14 protein-coding genes are annotated in these 20,551 nt (G+C 72.9%); 7 read left to right on the top strand and 7 right to left on the bottom strand.

The annotated features are described in order from the left end of the window. Window positions 1–97 precede the first annotated feature (97 nt). The 4 genes from ACZ56V_RS02090 to ACZ56V_RS02105 all read left to right on the top strand — a co-directional run bounded on the left by ACZ56V_RS02090 (window position 98) and on the right by ACZ56V_RS02105 (window position 4,897). Entirely contained in the window at window positions 98–1,393 is a 1,296-nt protein-coding gene (locus tag ACZ56V_RS02090; RefSeq protein ID WP_468938532.1) for an amino acid deaminase, read from the top strand. A 55-nt stretch (window positions 1,394–1,448) separates the two neighbouring features. After that, the gene (locus ACZ56V_RS02095; RefSeq protein ID WP_468938535.1) at window positions 1,449–3,059 is read left to right on the top strand and encodes an N-acyl-D-amino-acid deacylase family protein; all 1,611 of its coding nucleotides are present in this window, start codon (window positions 1,449–1,451) and stop codon (window positions 3,057–3,059) included. A gap of 109 nt (window positions 3,060–3,168) precedes the next feature. After that, a complete protein-coding gene (locus ACZ56V_RS02100; RefSeq protein WP_356360862.1) occupies window positions 3,169–4,380 on the top strand; it encodes a pyridoxal phosphate-dependent aminotransferase in 1,212 nt (403 codons plus the stop codon). 94 nt (window positions 4,381–4,474) lie between these two features. Continuing rightward, window positions 4,475–4,897 (top strand): SCO4983 family protein, encoded by a 423-nt coding sequence (locus tag ACZ56V_RS02105; RefSeq protein ID WP_468938538.1) that lies wholly within the window; start codon window positions 4,475–4,477, stop codon window positions 4,895–4,897. 89 nt (window positions 4,898–4,986) lie between these two features. Here the strand turns inward: ACZ56V_RS02105 and ACZ56V_RS02110 are convergent, their stop codons facing one another. Together ACZ56V_RS02110 and ACZ56V_RS02115 are read right to left on the bottom strand one after the other, a co-directional pair. After that, window positions 4,987–5,169: a hypothetical protein gene (locus ACZ56V_RS02110; protein WP_398917910.1), complete on the bottom strand. Its 183-nt coding sequence runs from the start codon at window positions 5,167–5,169 to the stop codon at window positions 4,987–4,989. A gap of 321 nt (window positions 5,170–5,490) precedes the next feature. Further along, on the bottom strand, window positions 5,491–7,320 hold the full coding sequence (locus ACZ56V_RS02115; protein WP_467380651.1) for a phosphoenolpyruvate carboxykinase (GTP): 1,830 nt from the start codon (window positions 7,318–7,320) through the stop codon (window positions 5,491–5,493). 286 nt (window positions 7,321–7,606) lie between these two features. Between ACZ56V_RS02115 and trhA the strand changes: the two genes are divergently transcribed. Together trhA and ACZ56V_RS02125 are read left to right on the top strand one after the other, a co-directional pair. Next, window positions 7,607–8,311: a PAQR family membrane homeostasis protein TrhA gene (trhA, locus tag ACZ56V_RS02120; protein ID WP_467380649.1), complete on the top strand. Its 705-nt coding sequence runs from the start codon at window positions 7,607–7,609 to the stop codon at window positions 8,309–8,311. 79 nt (window positions 8,312–8,390) lie between these two features. Beyond that, on the top strand, window positions 8,391–9,122 hold the full coding sequence (locus ACZ56V_RS02125) for a Mut7-C RNAse domain-containing protein (protein WP_468938542.1): 732 nt from the start codon (window positions 8,391–8,393) through the stop codon (window positions 9,120–9,122). A gap of 4 nt (window positions 9,123–9,126) precedes the next feature. Here the strand turns inward: ACZ56V_RS02125 and ACZ56V_RS02130 are convergent, their stop codons facing one another. The 5 genes from ACZ56V_RS02130 to ACZ56V_RS02150 all read right to left on the bottom strand — a co-directional run bounded on the left by ACZ56V_RS02130 (window position 9,127) and on the right by ACZ56V_RS02150 (window position 16,714). Further along, window positions 9,127–11,169: a thioredoxin domain-containing protein gene (locus tag ACZ56V_RS02130; RefSeq protein WP_468938545.1), complete on the bottom strand. Its 2,043-nt coding sequence runs from the start codon at window positions 11,167–11,169 to the stop codon at window positions 9,127–9,129. A gap of 106 nt (window positions 11,170–11,275) precedes the next feature. Beyond that, on the bottom strand, window positions 11,276–11,782 hold the full coding sequence (locus ACZ56V_RS02135; RefSeq protein ID WP_398917902.1) for a nucleoside deaminase: 507 nt from the start codon (window positions 11,780–11,782) through the stop codon (window positions 11,276–11,278). Between the two features lie 204 nt (window positions 11,783–11,986). Then, a complete protein-coding gene (xdhC, locus tag ACZ56V_RS02140; RefSeq protein ID WP_356360875.1) occupies window positions 11,987–12,796 on the bottom strand; it encodes a xanthine dehydrogenase accessory protein XdhC in 810 nt (269 codons plus the stop codon). Window position 12,797: 1 nt separating this feature from the next. After that, window positions 12,798–15,224: a xanthine dehydrogenase molybdopterin binding subunit gene (xdhB, locus tag ACZ56V_RS02145; RefSeq protein WP_467380642.1), complete on the bottom strand. Its 2,427-nt coding sequence runs from the start codon at window positions 15,222–15,224 to the stop codon at window positions 12,798–12,800. Then, on the bottom strand, window positions 15,221–16,714 hold the full coding sequence (locus tag ACZ56V_RS02150; protein ID WP_468938549.1) for a xanthine dehydrogenase small subunit: 1,494 nt from the start codon (window positions 16,712–16,714) through the stop codon (window positions 15,221–15,223). Before ACZ56V_RS02150 ends, xdhB begins: the two co-directional genes overlap by 4 nt. 560 nt (window positions 16,715–17,274) lie before the next feature. On the opposite strand from ACZ56V_RS02150, the gene ACZ56V_RS02155 reads away from it, so the two are divergent. After that, entirely contained in the window at window positions 17,275–20,508 is a 3,234-nt protein-coding gene (locus ACZ56V_RS02155) for a tetratricopeptide repeat protein (protein WP_468938551.1), read from the top strand. The last annotated feature ends 43 nt before the right edge of the window (window positions 20,509–20,551 follow it).

The following is a 20,551-nucleotide window of genomic DNA, read 5'->3' on the forward strand; positions in this document are numbered from 1 at the left end:
TCCGTTGACCCCGCGTTCGCCGAGATGTTAGACAGCAGTAAGCGATATACGCAATGGTCGTTGCAGACATTGCAACGCAACAGATCAGGGAGGCTCCATGGCCCTCGACTCCGGCTCCACCGACGGCCGCGACGCGCTCGCCAAGCTGGCCGAGGAGCACGTCGACCACCGCTTCAAGGGCCTCCCGCCGGACGCGTACGGCCTGACCGTCGCCGAGCTGGCCGGACAGCGCCGCAACCTCTTCACCGGCGGTTTCACCACCCCCGTGCTCGCCCTGTCCGCCGAGCGCCTGGAGCACAACCTGAAGCTGATGGAGACGTACTCCGCCCGGCACGGCCTCGCCTTCGCGCCGCACGGCAAGACCTCCATGGCCCCGCAGCTCTTCCACCGCCAGATCGAGCACGGCGCCTGGGGCATCACCCTCGCCGTGCCGCACCAGGTACGGGTGGCGCGGGCCTTCGGCATCGGGCGGGTCTTCCTGGCCAACGAACTGGTCGACGCCGCCGCCCTGCGCTGGATCTCCACCGAGCTGGACGCCGACCCGGACTTCCGCTTCGTCTGCTACGTCGACTCCGTGCGCGGCATCGAGCTGATGGACGCGGCCCTCACGGACGCGGGCGCCGGCCGCCCGCTGGACGTCGTGGTCGAGCTGGGCGCCGGTGCGGGTGCCCGGACCGGTGTGCGCACCGAGGCCGAGTGCGCGGCGGTCGCCGACGCGGTGGCCGGGACGCGGACGCTGCGGCTGGCCGGAGTCGCCGGGTACGAGGGCGAGGTGCCGGACGCCGATCCGGAGCGTGTGCACGCGTGGTTGCGGCGGCTGGTCGCGCTCGCCGTCGACTTCGACAAGGCGGGGCGGTTCGAGGGTCTGGAGGAGATCGTGCTGAGCGCGGGCGGCAGCGCCTGGTTCGACGCGGTGGCCGACGTGTTCGCCGAGGTCCCCGGCCTCTCCCGGCCCGTCCTGAAGCTGCTGCGCTCGGGCGCGTACGTCTCCCACGACGACGGCCACTACCGCGAGCTGACCCCCTTCAACCGGGTCCCCCAGGAGGGCGCCCTGGAGCCCGCCTTCCGGCTGTGGAGCCAGGTCGTCTCCCGCCCCTCCTCCGAGCAGGCGTTCACCAACGCGGGCAAGCGGGACGCGGCGTACGACCTCCACCTGCCCTTCGCCCAGGTGGTGCGCCGCGACGGCGCGGAGCGCCCCGCCACCGGCATCGAGGTGACCGGCCTGTCCGACCAGCACGCCTGGGTGCGCACGACCGGGGAGGCGGACCTGGAGGTCGGCGACTGGCTCGGGACGGGCCTGTCCCACCCGTGCACCTCCTTCGACAAGTGGCAGCTCATCCCGGTCGCCGAGGCGGACGGGACGGTCGTCGACTACATCCGCACCTTCTTCTAGAGGCCGGAGCCTTTAGAGAAGCCCGACAAGCCAGAGAAGCCAGGAGGAGCCAGGCATGGAAGAGCTGGTCATCAGGGACGCCGACGTCGTGGACGGCTCCGGCGCCGACTCCTACCGCGCCGACGTCGTGGTCGAGGGCGGCCGGATCGTCTCGATCGTCAAGGAGGCGGCGGCCGCCGGCTGCCAGCGCCCCGAGGCACGCCGCGAGCTGGACGCCGAGGGCCTGGTCCTCTCCCCCGGCTTCATCGACATGCACGCCCACAGCGACCTGACGCTGCTGCGGGACCCCGACCACAGCGCGAAGGCCGCGCAGGGCGTCACCCTGGAGGTCATCGGCCAGGACGGGCTGTCGTACGCGCCGGTCGACGACCGCACGCTCGGCGAGGTGCGCCGCGCGATCGCCGGGTGGAACGGCGCGGGCGACGACATCGACTTCGACTGGCGGTCGGTCGGCGAGTACCTGGACCGGCTGGACCGGGGCATCGCGGTCAACGCCGCCTATCTGGTCCCGCAGGGCACCGTGCGCGCCCTCGCCGTCGGCTGGGACGACCGGGAGGCGACCGAGGCGGAGCTGGAGCACATGCGGCGCCTGGTCGCCGAGGGCCTGGAGCAGGGCGCGGTCGGCATGTCGTCCGGGCTGACGTACACGCCGGGCATGTACGCGAAGGACGCCGAGCTGACCGAGCTGTGCCGGGTGGTGGCGTCGTACGGCGGCTACTACTGCCCGCACCACCGCTCGTACGGGGCGGGGGCGCTCCAGGCGTACGAGGAGATGGTGGAGCTGACCCGGGAGGCCGGCTGCCCGCTGCACCTGGCGCACGCCACCATGAACTTCGGCGTGAACAAGGGCAAGGCGCCCGAGCTGCTGACCCTGCTCGACGAGGCGCTGGCTGGCGGGGCCGACATCACGCTCGACACCTACCCGTACACCCCCGGCTGCACCACCCTCGTGGCGCTGCTGCCGAGCTGGGCGAGCGAGGGCGGCCCGGAGCAGATCATGAAGCGTCTGGCGGACGACGACACCGCCGAGCGGATCCGGCACCACATGGAGGAGATCGGCTCCGACGGCTCGCACGGCGTGCCCATGGAGTGGGAGACGATCGAGATCTCCGGCACGGGCGACCCGGCCCTCGGGGAGTACGTCGGCCGTACGGTCCTTGAGTCGGCGCGGCTGCGCGGCGAGAGTCCGTGGCAGGTCGCCCGGCAGCTGCTGCTGGCCGACCGGCTGGCGCCGACCGTCCTCCAGCACGTCGGCCACGAGGAGAACGTCCGCGCGATCATGCGGCACCGCGTCCACACCGGCGGCTCGGACGGCATCCTCCAGGGCGCCAAGCCGCATCCGCGCGCCTACGGCACCTTCCCGCACTACCTGGGCCACTACGTGCGCGAGCTGGGCGTGCTCCCGCTGGAGGAGTGCGTCGCCCACCTCACCTCGCGCCCGGCGGCCCGGCTGCGGCTGCCGGACCGGGGTCTGGTGCGCGAGGGGTACCGGGCCGACCTGGTGCTCTTCGACCCGGCGACGGTCGCGGCGGGCAGCACCTACGAGGACCCGCGGGTGCTGCCGACGGGCATCCCGTACGTGCTGGTCGACGGCCGGTTCGTGATGGACGACGGGCGGCGCACGGACGTGCTGGCGGGGCGGTCGGTGCGGCGCACTCCGCGGTGATCCGGCCGGGAGTGGGCAACCGGTGCGTGACGAAACCCACCCAAACCGCGCGTCTCAAGTGGCGGATAACACGACCCGGGAAACGTAACCGGGTCGTAAGCTCACGGACATGCAGGTGATCCAGTCGACCAAGCTCGCCAACGTCTGTTACGAGATCCGGGGCCCGGTGCTCGAGGAGGCCATGCGGCTGGAGGCGGCCGGGCACCGCATCCTGAAGCTGAACACCGGCAACCCGGCCGCCTTCGGCTTCGAGTGCCCACCGGAGATCCTGGAGGACATCCTCCGCAACGTCTCCACGGCGCACGGCTACGGCGACGCGAAGGGCCTGCTGGCGGCGCGCCGGGCGGTCGTCATGCACAACCAGACCCTCGGCATCGAGACGGACGTCGAGCACGTCTTCATCGGCAACGGCGTATCCGAGCTGATCGTGATGGCGATGCAGGGCCTGCTGGACGACGGCGACGAGGTGCTCGTCCCGGCGCCCGACTATCCGCTGTGGACGGCCGCCGTCTCGCTGTCCGGCGGCACGGCGGTGCACTACCGCTGCGACGAGCAGTCCGACTGGATGCCCGACCTCGCCGACGTCGAGCGGAAGATCACCGACCGCACCAAGGCGCTCGTCATCATCAACCCGAACAACCCGACGGGCGCGGTCTACGACGACGCGATGCTGCGCGGGCTGACGGACATCGCGCGCCGGCACAACCTGCTGGTCTGCTCCGACGAGATCTACGACAAGATCCTGTACGACGACGCCACGCACACCCCGACCGCCGCGATCGCCCCCGACCTGCTCACCCTCACCTTCAACGGCATGTCGAAGGCGTACCGGGTGGCCGGCTACCGGGTCGGCTGGATGTCCATCTCCGGGCCGCGCGCGCACGCCGAGTCCTACATCGAGGGCCTGACGATCCTGGCGAACATGCGGCTGTGCGCCAACATGCCGGGCCAGCACGGCGTGGTCGCGGCGCTCAGCGGGCGGCAGACCATCAACGAGCTGGTGCTGCCGGGCGGCCGGCTGCGCGAGCAGCGGGACGCCGCCCACGAGGCGCTCACCAGCATTCCCGGCGTGACCTGCGTGAAGCCGAAGGGCGCGCTGTACCTCTTCCCGCGGCTCGACCCCAAGGTCTTCAAGATCAAGGACGACCGGCGGATGGTCCTGGACCTGCTGCGCCAGGAGAAGATCATGGTCGTCCAGGGCACCGGATTCAACTGGCCCGACCCCGATCACTTCCGGGTGGTGACCCTGCCGACCGCCGTCGACCTGCGCGAGGCCGTGGGCCGGATCGGGAACTTCCTGGACGGCTACGGCCAGCCCTGAGTCGCGGCCGTTGCCGGGCCGTGTCCCGAATCCCGTCAACTTTAGATTGAATCCAATGTAGGATGGTTTCCTGAACCACTCAGGAGGCCATCCCATGTACGAGCCGATCCGCAGCAAGTCGGTCCACAGCACGATGGCCGACAACCCCACGGACTTCCCCCACCGGTCCCGGGACGAGGAGCTGGACATCCAGCTCGCGGGCCATCTCGCGGCCCTGCTCGCCGTCACGGACGAGCTGCGCGCGCTGGCACCCGACGCGGACCTGGACGCCGCGGCCGACCGGCTCACCGAGCAGGTGACCCGGCTGCGGGGAGGTCAGGCGCCGGTCCGTCTGCAGGTGGCCGCCGCCCAGCCGGAGCCGCGTCCGGCGGCCCTGCACCGGCGGGCGCACACGCTGGCGGCCCGTGCCCTGGTGGTCGCGGCCTCCCGCGCCGACACGGCGGTCGCGATCCTGACCGCCGAGCGCATGGACGCGCACTCCGCGGCCCTGGAGCCGCGCGAACTCGCGGCCCGCTGAGCCCTCCCGGGCCCCCCCGTACGGCCCCGGTCCGCGTGCACCCGCAGCGACGCGCGGACCGGGCGCCACACACCCCACCGCCCGGCGGGTCAGCCGAAGATCACCGTCAGGACGACGAAGACCAGGATGACCGCGAGGACGATCGCCCACACGGGCCAGTTGCCGCGCCGGTGCGGGTCCTCCGGGCCGCCACCGCGGGGGCGGTCCTCCGCCAGCTGCGGGTCGGGATCCCGGGGCCGGTCGCGCGTGTAGAAATCACCGTCGTCTGCCATGGCGGGTCCCTCCTTCCTCGTCCTGTTCTCCGCGTCTCCGCGGTTCCGGCCTTCCGGGTACCGCGCGCGGAGCGGCGCATGCCACCGTCCGCCGGGGCGTCGCCGGTGGACCGGCCTCGGCGCCGGGCCCGGACACGCCGAAGGGCCGGGTCCGTCGCACGCCGTTGTGCGGGGACCCGGCCCGAGCGGGGCTTCTCCGCGCTCCGGGGTGGCGATGAGCTACTGGAGTGCGGGGAGACCCCCTCGTGACCGGCCTTCGTGACGACTTCGCGGGTCAGGGCTAGTCGGACCGGCCACGGAGCTTGGCGGTGTCGGTACTGCTCAGCCCAGGCGCTCCACCAGCGCCCGGTACTGGTCCCACAGCTCGGCGGGCGTGTGGTCGCCGAAGGTGTTCAGGTGCTCGGGGACGAGCGCCGCCTCCTCGCGCCACACCTCCTTGTCGACGCTGAGCAGGAACTCCAGGTCGGCGTCGGCGAGGTCCAGGCCGTCGGTGTCCAGGGACTCCTTGGTCGGCAGCACGCCGATCGGGGTCTCGACGCCGTCCGCCTTGCCCTCCAGGCGCTCCACGATCCACTTCAGGACACGGCCGTTCTCACCGAAGCCGGGCCAGACGAACCTGCCCTCGTCGTCCTTGCGGAACCAGTTGACGTAGTAGATCTTCGGCAGCTTGGACTGGTCCTTGCCCTTGGCCACGTCGACCCAGTGCCCCATGTAGTCGCCCATGTTGTAGCCGCAGAACGGCAGCATGGCGAAGGGGTCGCGGCGCAGCTCGCCGACCTTGCCCTCGGCGGCGGCGGTCTTCTCGGAGGCCACGTTGGCGCCGAGGAAGACGCCGTGGTTCCAGTCGAAGGACTCGGTGACCAGCGGTACGGCGGTGGCGCGGCGCCCGCCGAAGAGGATCGCCGAGATCGGCACGCCCTTGGGGTCCTCCCACTCCGGCGCGATGATCGGGCACTGCGCGGCGGGCGTGGTGAAGCGGGCGTTGGGGTGGGCGGCGGGGGTGCCCGACTCGGGCGTCCAGTCGTTGCCCTTCCAGTCGGTGAGGTGGGCCGGGGTCTCCTCGGTCATGCCCTCCCACCACACGTCGCCGTCGTCGGTGAGGGCGACGTTGGTGAAGACGGAGTTGCCCCACAGGGTCTTCATCGCGTTGGCGTTGGTGTGCTCACCGGTGCCGGGCGCGACGCCGAAGAAGCCGGCCTCGGGGTTGATGGCGTACAGGCGGCCGTCCTCGCCGAAGCGCATCCAGGCGATGTCGTCGCCGATGGTCTCCACGGTCCAGCCGGAGATCGTGGGCTCCAGCATGGCGAGGTTGGTCTTGCCGCAGGCCGACGGGAAGGCGGCGGCGACGTACTTGGGCTCCCCGGTGGGCGGGGTCAGCTTCAGCACCAGCATGTGCTCGGCGAGCCAGCCCTCGTCGCGGGCCATGACGGAGGCGATGCGCAGGGCGTAGCACTTCTTGCCGAGCAGGGCGTTGCCGCCGTAGCCGGAGCCGTAGGACCAGATCTCGCGGTCCTCGGGGAAGTGCGAGATGTACTTGGTGCTGTTGCAGGGCCACGGGACGTCCGCCTCCCCCTGGGCGAGGGGGGCGCCGAGGGTGTGCACGGCCTTCACGAAGAAGCCGTCGTCGCCCAGCTCGTCCAGGACCGGCTGTCCCATGCGGGTCATGGTGCGCATGGAGACGGCCACGTACGCGGAGTCGGTGATCTCGACGCCCAGCGCGGAGAGCGGAGAGCCGAGGGGGCCCATGCAGAAGGGCACGACGTACATGGTCCGGCCGCGCATGGAGCCGCGGAACAGACCGCCCTCCCCCTTGTCACCGGTGAAGATGGCCCGCATCTCGGCGGGGTCCTTCCAGTGGTTGGTCGGGCCGGCGTCCTCCTCCTTGGCGGAGCAGATGAAGGTCCGGTCCTCGACGCGGGCGACGTCGGAGGGGTCGGAGGCCGCGTAGTAGGAGTTGGGGCGCTTGATCGGGTCCAGTTTGCGGAAGGTGCCCTTCTCGACGAGCTCCCCGCACAGTCGCTCGTACTCGGCCTCGGATCCGTCGCACCAGACCACTGCGTCCGGCTGGGTCAGTTCGGCGATCTCGTTCACCCACGAGATCAGTTCCTGGTGGTTGGTGGGGACGGAGGGAGCCGCGATGTCGCGCGCCACGATTGCTCCTAAATGAGGGGTTTTTTGTTGGAGGCCCCGTGGGGGCTGCGACCCGGACGCGTGACGTTGACCTCGTGGGCGCTCATCCGGTGTCGACCGCACTCATTTGATCATCCGACGCGAGCGCCCATCTGTCCAGAGGGCGTCACACTTGAGCGGCGTGAGGATCGCCACGTGCCCCAACCGGGAATGCGCCGCCGAATCCTCCGTGAGACGATGACCACTCGCCAGGCGACGCCCGTCCGTACTGATGCGTAACTTACGGAACCGTAGGTACGATGCGCCCATGACTGCGTCCGTCCCCGACGCGCCCAGGGACCTGCCGGCCGACGGCCGCGGGCCCGTAGCGCTCTCCCTCCCGCATCCGGTCAAGCCGAAGCTGCGCGGGTGGCTGCACCTCGGCATGTTCCCCGCCGTCCTGGTCGCCGGTCTGGTGCTCACCGCCCTCGCCGATTCGCACGAGGGCCGCATAGCCTGCGGTGTCTACGTCCTCACGGCCTGCCTGCTGTTCGGCGTCAGCGCGCTCTACCACCGGGGCAACTGGAGCCCCCGCATGGACGGGGTCCTGCGCCGCCTCGACCACGCCAACATCTTCCTGATCATCGCGGGCACCTACACCCCGCTCACGATGCTGCTGCTGCCCGGCGCCCAGGGGCGGTGGCTGCTGTGGGGCATCTGGGCGGCCGCCGCGGCCGGGATCGTCTTCCGCGTCTTCTGGGTCGGCGCCCCGCGCTGGCTCTACACCCCCTGCTACCTCGCCATGGGCTGGGCGGCCGTCTTCTACCTCCCCGAGTTCATGCGGGCCGGCGGCGTCGCCGTCCTCGTGCTGGTGATCGTCGGCGGCCTGCTCTACAGCGCGGGCGGCGTGATCTACGGCCTCAAGCGCCCCAACCCCTCACCCCGCTGGTTCGGCTTCCACGAGGTCTTCCACTCCTTCACGCTGGCCGCCTTCATCGCGCACTACGTGGGGATCTCGCTGGTCGCGTACTAGCCGCCCCGCGGGGAAAGCCCTCGGGAAGGCCGCCGAAAAGGCTGGGGCCCGGTCCCGGTCTCCGTGGCATTCTGACCGGGTGAACGGTCCCGAGATCCACGTCGAGTTCGCCCCCGAACTGCACCTGTTCGTCCCGCGCGCCCGCCCCACCGGCGCCGCCCGCGCGGCCACCGACGGCGTCTCCACCCTCGGCCACCTCGTCGAGTCCCTCGGCGTGCCGCTGACCGAGGTCGGCAGCCTGCTCGTCGACGGCCGCGAGGTGCCGCCCGGACACATCCCGGCGGGCGGCGAGTCGGTGCGCGTGCGGCCCGTCCAGCACCCCCAGCGGGTCCCCGGCGCTCCCCTGCGGTTCCTGCTCGACGTGCACCTCGGCACCCTCGCCCGCCGGCTGCGGCTGCTCGGCGTGGACACGGCGTACGAGTCGACCGACCTCGGCGACCCGGCGCTCGCCGCGCTGTCCGCGGCCGAGAAGCGGGTCCTGCTCAGCCGCGACCGCGGACTGCTGCGCCGCCGCGAGCTGTGGGCCGGCGCCTACGTCTACAGCACCCGCCCCGACGAGCAGCTCCAGGAGGTCCTGGACCGGTTCCGGCCCGCGCTGCGCCCCTGGACGCGCTGCACCGCCTGCAACGGGCTGCTCCGGACGGCCACCAAGGAAGAGGTGGCGGAGCAGCTCAAGGGCGGCACCCAGCGGTCGTACGACGTCTTCGCCCAGTGCACCGACTGCGGCCGCGCCTACTGGCGGGGCGCGCACCACGAGCAGCTGGAGGCGATCGTGGAGCGCGCCGTGGGCCGGAGCGGCCGGGACGGCTGAGGGGTCAGCTGCTCGGGACGGCGTCCAGCGCGGCGCGCAGCCGGTCCGGGTCGGTGGTCGGCGCGTCGCAGGTGAAGTTCCGGCAGACGTACGCGGCCGGGGCCCCGCCCACCAGCGGCCGGTCGGCGAGCAGCGGGAACTCGTCGCTCCCCTCGGTGCCGAAGGCGACGACCGCCCCGGGCGCCGTACCGAGCAGCGCCGTACGGTGCAGCCCGCGCGCCGCGGGATCGGCCGGGCCCGGAGCGACGACGGCGACCTCGCGCGGGCCGTCCAGCAGCGCCTCGGCGGCCGCCAGCCCCCAGCCGATGAAGCGCGGGACGCGCGGGCCGAGCGCCTTCACCACGCCGAGGGCGCGCTCGGCGGCGGTGCGGTGGGGTGCGGAGCCGGTGTGGGCGGCGTACGACAGCAGGGCGCCCGCGGCGGCGCTCCAGCCGGACGGGGTGGCGTTGTCGGTGGGGTCCTGCGGGCGGCGGATCAGCCGCTCGGCGTCGGCCGCGGTGTCGTACAGCGAGCCGGACCCGTCCGTGAAGCGGGTGAGGACGTGGTCGAGCAGGAAACCGGCGAAGTCCAGCCACACGCCTTCCCCGGTGACCGACGCCAGCGCGAGGAAGCCCTCGGCCACGTCGGCGTAGTCCTCCAGCACCCCGGCGTTGGCACCGGCCCTGCCGTCCTTGCTGGTGCGGGTGAGGCGGACCTGCTCGTCCAGGTGCAGGCGCACCAGCAGGTCGGCGGCGGCGACGGCGGCCTCGACCAGGTCGGGGCGCTCGAAGTAGGCGCCGGTCTCGGCGAGCGCGGCGATCGCCAGCCCGTTCCAGGCGGCGACCACCTTGTCGTCCCGGCCCGGGGCGGGACGCCCGGCCCGGGCGGCGAGCAGCCGCTCCCGGACCGACGCGATCCGCGCGGCGTCGAAGACGCCCTCCTGCTGCGGCAGTTGGAGCACGGAGGCGCCGTGCTCGAAGGTGCCCTCCTGGGTCACGCCGAAGTACTGCGCGGCCAGTTCCGCGTCCTCGGCGCCGAGCACCTCGGTGAGCTGGGCGGGCGTCCACGCGTAGTAGGCGCCCTCGACGTGCTTCCCGGTGCCGTCGTCGCTGTCGGCGTCCAGCGCGGAGGCGAACCCGCCCTCGGCGGTGCGCAGTTCACGCACCATGAAGTCGGCGGTCTCCAGGGCGACCCGGCGGGCCCGGTCCGAGCCGGTGGCCCGCCACAGGTGGGCGTACACGCGGCACAGCAGGGCGTTGTCGTACAGCATCTTCTCGAAGTGCGGCACGACCCACTCGCGGTCCACGGAGTAACGGGCGAAGCCGCCGCCCAGCTGGTCGTAGATGCCGCCGCGGGCCATCCGCTCGCAGGTGTCCCGCGCCATCTGGAGCGCGCCCTCGGCGCCGGTGCGGGCGTGGTGGCGCAGCAGGAACTCGATCACCATGGACGGCGGGAACTTGGGCGCCCCGCCGAACCCGCCGCGCTGCGCGTCGTACTCCCGGGTGAGTCCGAGCAGCGCCTGCCCGAGCTGCTCCTCGCCGGGTGCCTGCGCGTCGCCGTAGGAGATCTCCCGCCCGGCGAGGTCCCGGACGATCTTCCCGGCGACCTCGTCGACCTCGTCGCGCCGCTCGGCCCACGCCTGCTGGACGCCCTGGAGCACCTGGCGGAAGGAGGGCATGCCGTGCCGGGGCTCGGGCGGGAAGTAGGTGCCGAAGTAGAAGGGCTCCGCGTCCGGCGTGAGGAACACGGTCATGGGCCAGCCGCCCTGCCCGGTCGCCGCCTGCACGGCCTCCATGTAGACGGCGTCGATGTCGGGGCGCTCCTCGCGGTCGACCTTGACGCTCACGAAGTGCGAGTTGAGGTACTCGGCGGTGGCCCCGTCCTCGAACGACTCGTGCGCCATGACGTGGCACCAGTGGCACGCGCTGTAGCCGACGCTCAACAGGACGGGGACGCCGCGCCGTCGGGCTTCTTCGAACGCCTCGGCCTCCCACGGCCACCAGTCGACCGGGTTCTCCGCGTGCTGGAGGAGGTAGGGGGACGTCGCCTGCGCAAGTCGGTTGGGCATGCCCCCATCCTGGCGCACGCGCCGCCGCCCCGCCCGAACGCCACGGTGGAAGGGGCGCACGGACGGGGCGGCGGGGCGCCGGGGAGGCTGCCGCTCCGCGGCCGGCTCAGTAGTCGACGCGGTCGGACTTGGCGATCCAGGCGTCGAACGGCTGGGTGCGGTGGGGCAGGTCGAGGTGCTCCACGGTCATGGGCCAGTTCGCCTGGGGCCGCTTCTCGAACAGGTCGTAGAACTTGCGGTCGTCGAAGCCGGCCACGGCGGCGTCGTGGCGGTCGGCGGAGTAGACGAGGCGGTCGACGCGGGCCCACAGGGCCGAGGAGAGGCACATCGGGCAGGGCTCGCAGGACGTGACGAGGGTGCAGCCCTCCAGGCTGAACGTATCGAGCGTCTTGCAGGCCGCGCGGATGGCGCTGACCTCGGCGTGCGCGGTGGGGTCGAGGCCGGCGGTGACCTGGTTGTTGCCGAGGGCGACGATCTCACCGCCCTTGGCGATCAGGGCACCGAAGGGGCCGCCGCCGTCGCGGACGCTGGTGGTGGCCAGCTCGATGGCCTGGTCCATCCAGGCACGCTCCAGCTCGCGGAGGCCGGTCTCGAGGGTGTCGGTGGTCGTCATGCGTGCTCCTTCTTGGGCGGGCGGCGTGCGGGAGTACGGCGTGCGGGCCGGTGCGCTTCACGGGGAGGATGCGTAGGAGCAGTACACAGCTCGCCGACGAGACCCGGCCAGGGGCCGAAAACATGAACTACGGACCGGCCGCGACCGCCGCTTCATAGCTTCCTACAAGGGCGGACAGGAGGGCGGACGACCGCCCCGGAGGGGTCAGTCGCCCTCGGCCTCGAAGGCGCGCAGCAGATCGGCCGCGACGCTCACGGCGATGGTCGCGGGTTCCTTGCCGGTGATGTCGGCCAGCCCGATCGGGGTCTTGATCCGGTCGATGGCGGCGTCGTCGTGGCCGCCCTCGGTGGCGAGGCGCTTTCGGAACCGCGCCCACTTGGCCGCCGATCCGATCAGGCCGATGGAACCGAGGTGGCCGGTGCGCAGGGCGGCGTCGCACAGGGCGGCGTCCTCGGCGTGGTCATGGGTCATGATCAGGACGTGGGTGCCGGGCGGCAGCTCGGCCAGCACCTCCTCCGGCAGCAGCGGCGTGTGGTGCGTGTGCACCTGCGCCACCGCGTCCGCCAGCACACCGAGGCGCTCCTCGGTCAGCAGGTCGGCGCGGCTGTCGATCAGGTGGAGGTCGAGGTCCTGACGGGCCAGGATGCGCGCCAGCTCCAGACCGACGTGCCCGACGCCGAAGACCGCCACCGCCCGGACCACCGGCAGCGGTTCCAGCAGCACCGCGACGGTGCCGCCGCAGCACTGCACGCCGTGCCGGTTGGTCACCTTGTCGTTCAGGGCGAAGTCGAGCATCTCCGGTGCCGGCTCGGCCGCGGCGATCATCTCCCGGGCCCGGTCGACGGCGACGGCCTCGACGTTGCCGCCGCCGATCGAGCCCCAGGTCCCGGTCCGCCCCACGACGAGCTTCGCACCGGCGTCCCGCGGGGCGTGACCGCGCACGGTCGCGACGGTCACCAGCACGCCGGGTTCCCGGCGTGCCCGCAACCGCGCGACCGCGGCGACCCAGGTCATGTCAGGCACCGCTCAGCGCTTCCACGCCGGTGCGGACCGCGCCGCCGTCGGCGGCGGACGCCGCCACGTCGGGGGTGCGGCCGTTCCCGGCGGTGCCACCCCGCCGGGCCGACTCGACCGCCCAGTACACCGCCTCCGGCGTGGCGGGCGAGGCCAGCTCGACGGCGGTCCCCCTCGGCCCGAACGCGGCGGCCGCCTGCCGCAGCGCCTCGCGCACCGAGAACGCCAGCATCAGCGGGGGCTCGCCGACCGCCTTGGACCCGAAGACCGCGCCCTCCTCGGTGGCGTTCTCCAACAGGGTGACGTTGAACTCCTCGGGCATCTCCGAGAAGCTCGGCAGCTTGTACGTGCTCGCCGCCTGGGTCAGCAGGCGCCCGCGGTTCGGTCCGTCACCGGTGTCCCAGCGCAGGTCCTCCAGCGTCAGCCAGCCCGCGCCCTGCACGAACCCGCCCTCGACCTGGCCGATGTCGATCAGCGGGGACAGGCTGTCGCCGACGTCGTGCACGATGTCCACCCGCCGGATGCGGTAGGCGCCGGTGAAGCCGTCCACCTCCACCTCGGTCGCGGCGGCGCCGATGGCGAAGTACTTGAACGGCGACCCCTGGAACTTCGTGGCGTCCCAGTGCAGCCCCTCGGTCCGGTAGTAGCCGGCCGCGGAGAGCTGGACCCGCTGGAAGTACGCGGTGCGTACCAGGTCGTCCCAGGCCAGCTCCTGGTCGCTGCCCAGGGTGCGCGCGACGCCCTCGACGATGCGCACGTCCGAGGCGTTGGAGCCCAACTGGCTCGCGGCCACCCGCAGCAGCCGCTCGCGCAGCTGCTCGCAGGCGTTCTTGACCGCCCCGCCGTTGAGGTCGGCGCCGGAGCTGGCCGCGGTGGCGGAGGTGTTGGGCACCTTGTCGGTCCGGGTCGGGGCGAGGCGCACCTTGTGCAGCGGGATGCCCAGCGTGGTCGCGGCCACCTGAAGCATCTTGGTGTGCAGGCCCTGGCCCATCTCGGTGCCGCCGTGGTTGATCAGGACGGAGCCGTCCTTGTAGATCAGCACCAGCGCGCCGCCCTGGTTGAAGGCGGTGAGGTTGAACGAGATGCCGAACTTCACTCCGGTGACCGCGAGGGCCCGCTTGGTGTGCGGGTGCGCGGCGTTGAAGGCGGCGATCTCGCGCTCGCGGTCGGCGATGCGGCCGTTGTCCTGGACCTGTTGCCAGACGGCGGCGATCCGCTCGGGCTGGGTGACCGGCTGCCCGTAGGGGGTCGTCTGACCCTGGCCCGGCCGGTAGAAGTTGCGTTCCCGCAGCTCCTTGGCGTCCAGGCCGAGCCGCGGCGCGCAGCGGCCCAGGATGTCCTCGATCACCAGCATGCCCTGCGGTCCGCCGAAGCCGCGGAAGGCGGTGTTGGAGACCGTGTTGGTCTTGGCGATGCGGCCGGCGACGCGTGCGTTGGGGATCCAGTACGTGTTGTCGATGTGGCACAGCGCCCGGGCCAAGACCGGCTCGGACAGGTCCAGGCTCCAGCCGCCGTCCGCGGTCAGCGTGGCGTCGAGGGCCTGGATACGTCCCTCGGCGTCGAAGCCGATCTTCCAGGTGGCGTGGAACCCGTGCCGCTTGCCGGACATGGTGAGGTCCTGGGTCCGGTTGAGCCGGAACCGCACCGGCCGGCCTGTCAGCTTGGCGCCGAGCGCGGCGACGGCCGCGAACCCGTGCGGCTGCATCTCCTTGCCGCCGAAGCCGCCGCCCATCCGCAGGCACTGCACGGTCACCTCGTGGGAGGGCACCCCGAGCACGTGCGAGACGATCTCCTGGGTCTCGGAGGGGTGCTGGGTGCTGCTCTGGATGAACACCTGCCCGTTCTCGTCGATCTGGGCCAGCGCCGCGTGCGTCTCCAGGTAGAAGTGCTCCTGGCCGGAGAACTGGAACTCGCCGGTGAACACGTGCGCCGAGTCGGCGAAGCCCGCGTCGACGTCGCCGTGCGTCATGACGGGCCGGGCCCCGTGGTAGCTGCCGGCCGCGATGGCCTCCGGCAGTGTGATCAGGGAGGGCAGCTCCTCCAGGTCCACCTCCACGGCGGCCGCGCCGAGCCGGGCGGCTTCCAGGGTCTCGCCGAGCACCCAGGCGACCGCGTGGCCGTGGAACATGACCTCGTCGGGGAAGAGCGGTTCGTCGTGCTTCATGCCGGCGTCGTTGACGCCGGGCACGTCGGCGCCGGTCAGCACCCGCACCACGCCGGGCACCGCGAGGGCGGGTCCGGTGCGCAGTGCGGTGACCTTCCCGCGGGCCTTCATGACCTGGACCGGGTAGGCGTGCAGCACGTCCTTGGTGCGCTGGACCAGGTCGTCGGTGTACAGCGCGGCGCCGGTGACGTGCTGGACGGCGCTCTCGTGCGGCATCGAGACGCCGACGGCGGGCTTCTCGGGACGCTCGGACAGGTGGCTCATGACGGCACCGCCTCGGTGGTCTGTGCGTGCAGCTTCAGCAGGCTCTGGCCGAGCATCGCGGAACGGTAGCCGGCGCTGGCGCGGTGGTCGCTCATCGGCGTGCCCTCGCCCCGCAGCACCTCGGCCGCGGCCTCGGCGGTCCCGGTGGTCCACGGCCTGCCCTCCAGGGCGGCCTCGGTGGCGAGCGCGCGGACCGGGGTGGCGGCCACGCCGCCCAGACCGATGCGGGCCTTGCGGACGGTCCCGCCCTCGATGTCGAGCGCGAAGGCGACCGCCACGCTGGAGATGTCGTCGAAACGCCGCTTGGCGATCTTGTGGAAGGCCGTGACCGGAGACAGCGGCAGCGGCAGGCGCACCGCGCGGATCAGCTCGCCGGGACGGCGCACGCTCTGCCGGTAGCCGGTGAAGTACTCGGCCAGCGGAACCTCGCGTTCTCCGTCGGCGTCGGCGAGCACCAGCGACGCCTCGAGCGCGAGCAGCACCGGCGGACTGTCGCCGATGGGCGAGCCGGTACCCAGGTTGCCGCCGAGGGTGGCGCCGTTGCGGATGAGCCGGGACGCGAACTGCGGGAACAGCTGCGCCAGCAGCGGAACGGTGCCGTCCAGGCGGCGTTCGATCTCGGTGAGCGTCAGCGCGGCCCCGATCTCGACGTGGTCGGACTCGACCCGCAGTTCCCGCAGTTCGGGCAGCCGGTCGACGGCGACCACGCAATCGGCCCGGCGGGAGCGGATGTTGACCTCGACGCCCCAGTCGGTGCTGCCGGCGACCACCACCGCGTCGGGCCGCTCGCGCAGCAGCCGCAGGGTCTCGGCCAGGGTGCTCCTGCGCAGGAAGGCGCTGTCGTCCTGGCGGTACTCGGTGGCGACGGGCGCGGGCGGGTCCTGCTCGCGGCGCCGGGCCAGCGGGTCCTCGTCGGTGGGCACGCCGACGGCGAACGCGGCGTCGCGGATGGGCCGGTAGCCGGTGCAGCGGCACAGGTTGCCGCTGAGCGCGTGCAGGTCGAAGCCGTTCGGACCGTGCTCGGGGTCGCTACCGGCGACGCCGTCGGCGCCCTCGGCCGGATCCGAGCCCTGGCCGGCGTGCGCGCAGCGGTCGGGCCGGTAGTACTCGGCCGCCATGCTGCAGACGAATCCCGGCGTGCAGTAACCGCACTGGGAGCCGCCGCGGACCGCCATCTCCTCCTGCACCGGGTGCAGTACGGGCGGCGTGCCGGGCGCCTCGACGGTGGCGAGGCCCTCGGAGGTGACGACCTCCTGGCCGTCGAGCGCCGCGACCGGGACGAGACAGGCGTTGACCGGCACCCAGTCGGTGGGCTTGTTCACGCCGGGGCGGGCCACCAGGACCGAGCAGGCGCCGCACTCACCCTCCGCGCAGCCCTCCTTGGTGCCGGTGAGGCCGCGCTCGCGCAGGAAGTCCAGCACCGTGGTGTGCGGCGCGGCCGGCGCGATCGGTGCTTCTTTTCCGTTGACCGTGATCCGTGCCGTCACCATGACAGACCTTCATTTCGACTCGGGGCAGGTCGATTCTGGACAGGTCGATTCATCATGTTCGCCAATTTCAGGCAGCTTTCTGAGTCCGGACGCGCCGCAGAAGACGAGCAGGCGCACATCGGCACGCGACAACGGCATGCCGTGAAGGGGGAAGTGAGGGAGAAGAAAGAGGAGAAACCCGGAATGTGCCCCGCTGGGGCACAGCGGAACGGCGTGTCAGCAGCCGTGCGCGACCCGACCCGAAACCCACACCGTGCGGCGGGCGAGGCGGCTCAGGTCAGAGTTGGTGTTCATCTGCCGGTCGCCTCCTGTCGGTAGTCATGGGCCTGCCTCCGTCGCAAATTAGTGGCTGCGGTCACCCGGGTCAAGAGGGGAATTCGTCGACTTTCCCGGCCGGTGCGAACCATCCCTCCCCAGGGTCTCCTCGCGGCAGGACACTTGACTCACGCATAACCGGGGAAGGACCCGGGGATGGGCGGGGAGGGCTCTGGGACTCCTGGGGCCACCGGGGCGCCTGGGGCGACCCGGTAGGACACCGATGCCGCCGGAGGGGGCGCGACATGCGGGACAGTCATCGGGCGGAGGCCGAAGGGCTGCTCAGGCGGGCCGTGGAGGAGGAGGTACGGCGCTCGGGCGGACGCACGGACGGAAACGTACTGCTCTCCCGGGCCCGCGCGGCACTGGACGCGATGGCGGGGACGGCCGGCGAGGAGTACGAGACCTACACCCGCGCCCTCGACGAGGCCGCGGCCGGGCACCTCACCTTCCGCCAGCGCTACGCCCGTGAGGGCGCCGGCACTCCCCTGCTGGTGGCCGCCGTGGCGGCGGTCGCCGCGGTGGTGGCCGACGTGGCGCTGGGCACCGGCACCGGCACCGCGGTGGGCGCGGGCGTGACGGTCGGCGTCGTCGGCGCGGCGGCGACCGTGGTCAAGGTGGTCGGGGCGCATGTGCCGGCCGCCCACCACCGCGCCGGGGCGGTCAGCCAGCCCGGCGGGCCCGAGCAGCTGCGGCTGCAGTGGCTCACCGCGCTGGAGGTGCGCGGCATCCGGCCCTTCCTCGACCAGCAGCGGATGCTCGCCGCGTCCACCGGACCGGCCAAGACCGGGCCGAAGCTGCGGGGCGCCGACAAGAGCGCGGCCGCCCGGGGCCGCAACGCCCTGGAGCAGTCGTTCGGGCAACTGCCCGAGCCGGAGGGCGTGTTCGCGGGCCGGCGCCAGGAGATGGCGCGGCTGCGGCAGTGGGTGCAGGCGGCCCGCGCGAGCACGGAGACCAAGCCGACGGTGGTGGTGCTGCACGGGGCCCCCGGCAGCGGCCGTACGACGCTGGCGGTCCGGGCCGTCCACGAGCTGCGGGACTACTTCCGCGGGGCCTGCCTGGTCGACCTGCGCGGGGCCGGGTCCGCAGCGGGCGGCTCCGGTCCGAGCGCCTCGGTCGAGGGCGGCGAGTCGCCGCTGAGCACCCGGGAAGCCCTGCTGCATCTGCTGAACCGGCTCGGGGCGCCGCGCGAGCAGCTGCTGTTCCGGGAGCGCTCCTCCGCCGACCAGCAGGTCAAGCGGCTCAGCGAGCTGTACCACCAGCATCTGACGGGCGTCCCGGTCACCGTCGTCCTCGACGACGCCTCGGACCCCGAGCAGGTGCGCGCGCTGGTGCCGGAACGCTCGGACAGCCTGGTGCTGGTCACCGCGCGCCGGCCGCTGCGGCTCCCGCCCGACCTGCCCGCGCGGGTGTACGACCTGCCCGTCGAGGAGCTGGACGCCGCGGGCGCGGAGGAGTTGCTGGGCGCCGCGGCCGAGGACGCCTCGGGGCCCTACGACGCCGAGTCGAGCGAGCTGATCCGGCAGCTGTGCGGCGGGCTGCCGCTGGCGCTGCGGGTCGCCGGGTCGTCGCTGGGTCCGCGCTCGCCGCGCGCGCTGGCGACCGACCTGGGCGCCTACGGGCCGGTGGAGCCGGTCGAGCGGGTGCTGTGGCTGCGCTACACCGACCAGCCGGAGCCCGCCCGGCGGCTGCTGCGCCGGCTGGCGCTCGCGGGGCGCACCTCGCTGGGTGCCGCTGCCGCCGCCGCGCTGCTGGCCACGGACGAGGCGGAGGCGACCCGGCAGCTGGCGGCGCTGTCGCGGGCGGGCCTGATCGACCACGTCCGGGGCAGCCGCTACCGCCTGCACGACGTGGTGCGCGCCTTCGCCCGCGCCCGGCTCGCCGACGAGGAGGAGCCCGGCGAGCGGACGGCCGCGCAGGAACGGCTCATCGCGAACTACGCCGAGCTGGCCGACTCCGTGCTGCGCCTGGTCGACGGCAACATGTCGACCCGCTCCAACCAGTTCGGGCAGTACGGCTTCACGTCCCTGGACGAGGCGCTGCGCTGGCTGGACGACGAGTCGAGCTTCATCACGGCGACGCTCCGGCACGCGGAGGGCGTCGACCAGGGCGCGGTGCTGAATCTGCTGGGCGCGCTGTGCGACTACTGCCTGCTGCGGGGCGACCTGTACCGGCTGGGTGAGATCAGCGAGCTGGCGCAGTCCGTGGACCAGGGGCTGCTGGTGCGCTCGGTGCAGTGGCGCACCGGTATCGCGGCCCGGCAGCTGGGCGAGCTGGACAAGGCGCGTACGACGCTGGCCTCCGTCGTCGACCTGTACCGGGACGCCCACCACGACGCCGGTGCGGCGCGGGCCCTGTGCTCGCTGGGAATCACGCTGCACCACCAGGGCAACCTGACCGACGCGGCGGCCAAGCTCCAGGAGGCGCTGGACCTCCAGGCCGCGCCGGAGCTGGCCACTGACCGGGCGTGGACGTTGCACGCGCTGGCGGCGGTGCAGCGCGACCGGGCCCGGCTGGCCGAGGCTCTGGAGCTGCTCACCGAGTCGCTGGTGCTGCACCGCGCGGGCGAGTCGGTGCACGGCCAGGCGTGGGCCCACTTCCAGCTCGGCCAGCTGCACCTGCGCAGGGGCGACGTGCCGGGGGCGGAGTCGGACCTGCGGGCGGCCCTCGACCTGTACGGCCGCACCCAGGACGCCCGCGGCGAGGCCTGGGCGCTGACCCAGCTGGCGCGGGCCCGCCTGGTGGGCGGCGACGCCTCCGAGGCGGTGGAGGAACTGCGGCGGGCGGCGGTCCGGCACCGCGAGAACGAGGACGCCCGGGGCGAGGCCTGGACGGTCTACTACCTGGGCCAGGCGCTGGAGGAGACCGGCGACCTGGACCAGTCCGTGCGCGAGCTGGAACGCTCCCGCACGATGTTCTCCCGGATGCGGGACGTGTACGGCCTGGCCTGCGCCCGGCACCACTCGGCACGGGTCACCCGGGACCAGCGGGCCGCCCAGACCGGTTCCCTGCGCAACTCGGGCTTCGCCCGGCAGCTCCTGGTCGACGCGCGCGCCGACTTCCAGCGCATCGGCGTCGGGCACGGGGAGGCGTGGACGTGCCTGGAGCTGGCGGTCGTGGACGCGGGCAACGCGCGCACGCCGCAGGCCCTGGCCCTGTGCGACGAGGCGGCCGCCCTCTTCGCCGGGTACGGCGACCGGCGGGGCGAGGACTGGGCCCGCTTCCTGCGCTGCACGCTGCTGCCGTACGCCGCCCCCGGCGGTGTGGAGGTCGGCGCGGCGGTGGCGCAGGAGGAGCTGGCGCAGCTGTCCCGCGCCCGCCATCCCGCCCGCGACACCAAACTGGACGACTACGTGGACGCCTACCAGCTCCTCCTGGAGCGCGGTGTCCAGCTGGAGGCGGGCTGGCAGGCCTGGCGCCTGGGCATGGTCCCGGGCCGCCAGGCGAGAGAGGTGATGGGCGTGGCGGTGCCGGCGTAGCACCCGCCGGGCCGCACCACCGCTGAGGGAACCGCCCCCGGCG

It is taken from the genome of Streptomyces sp. NPDC034099, assembly GCF_055575415.1.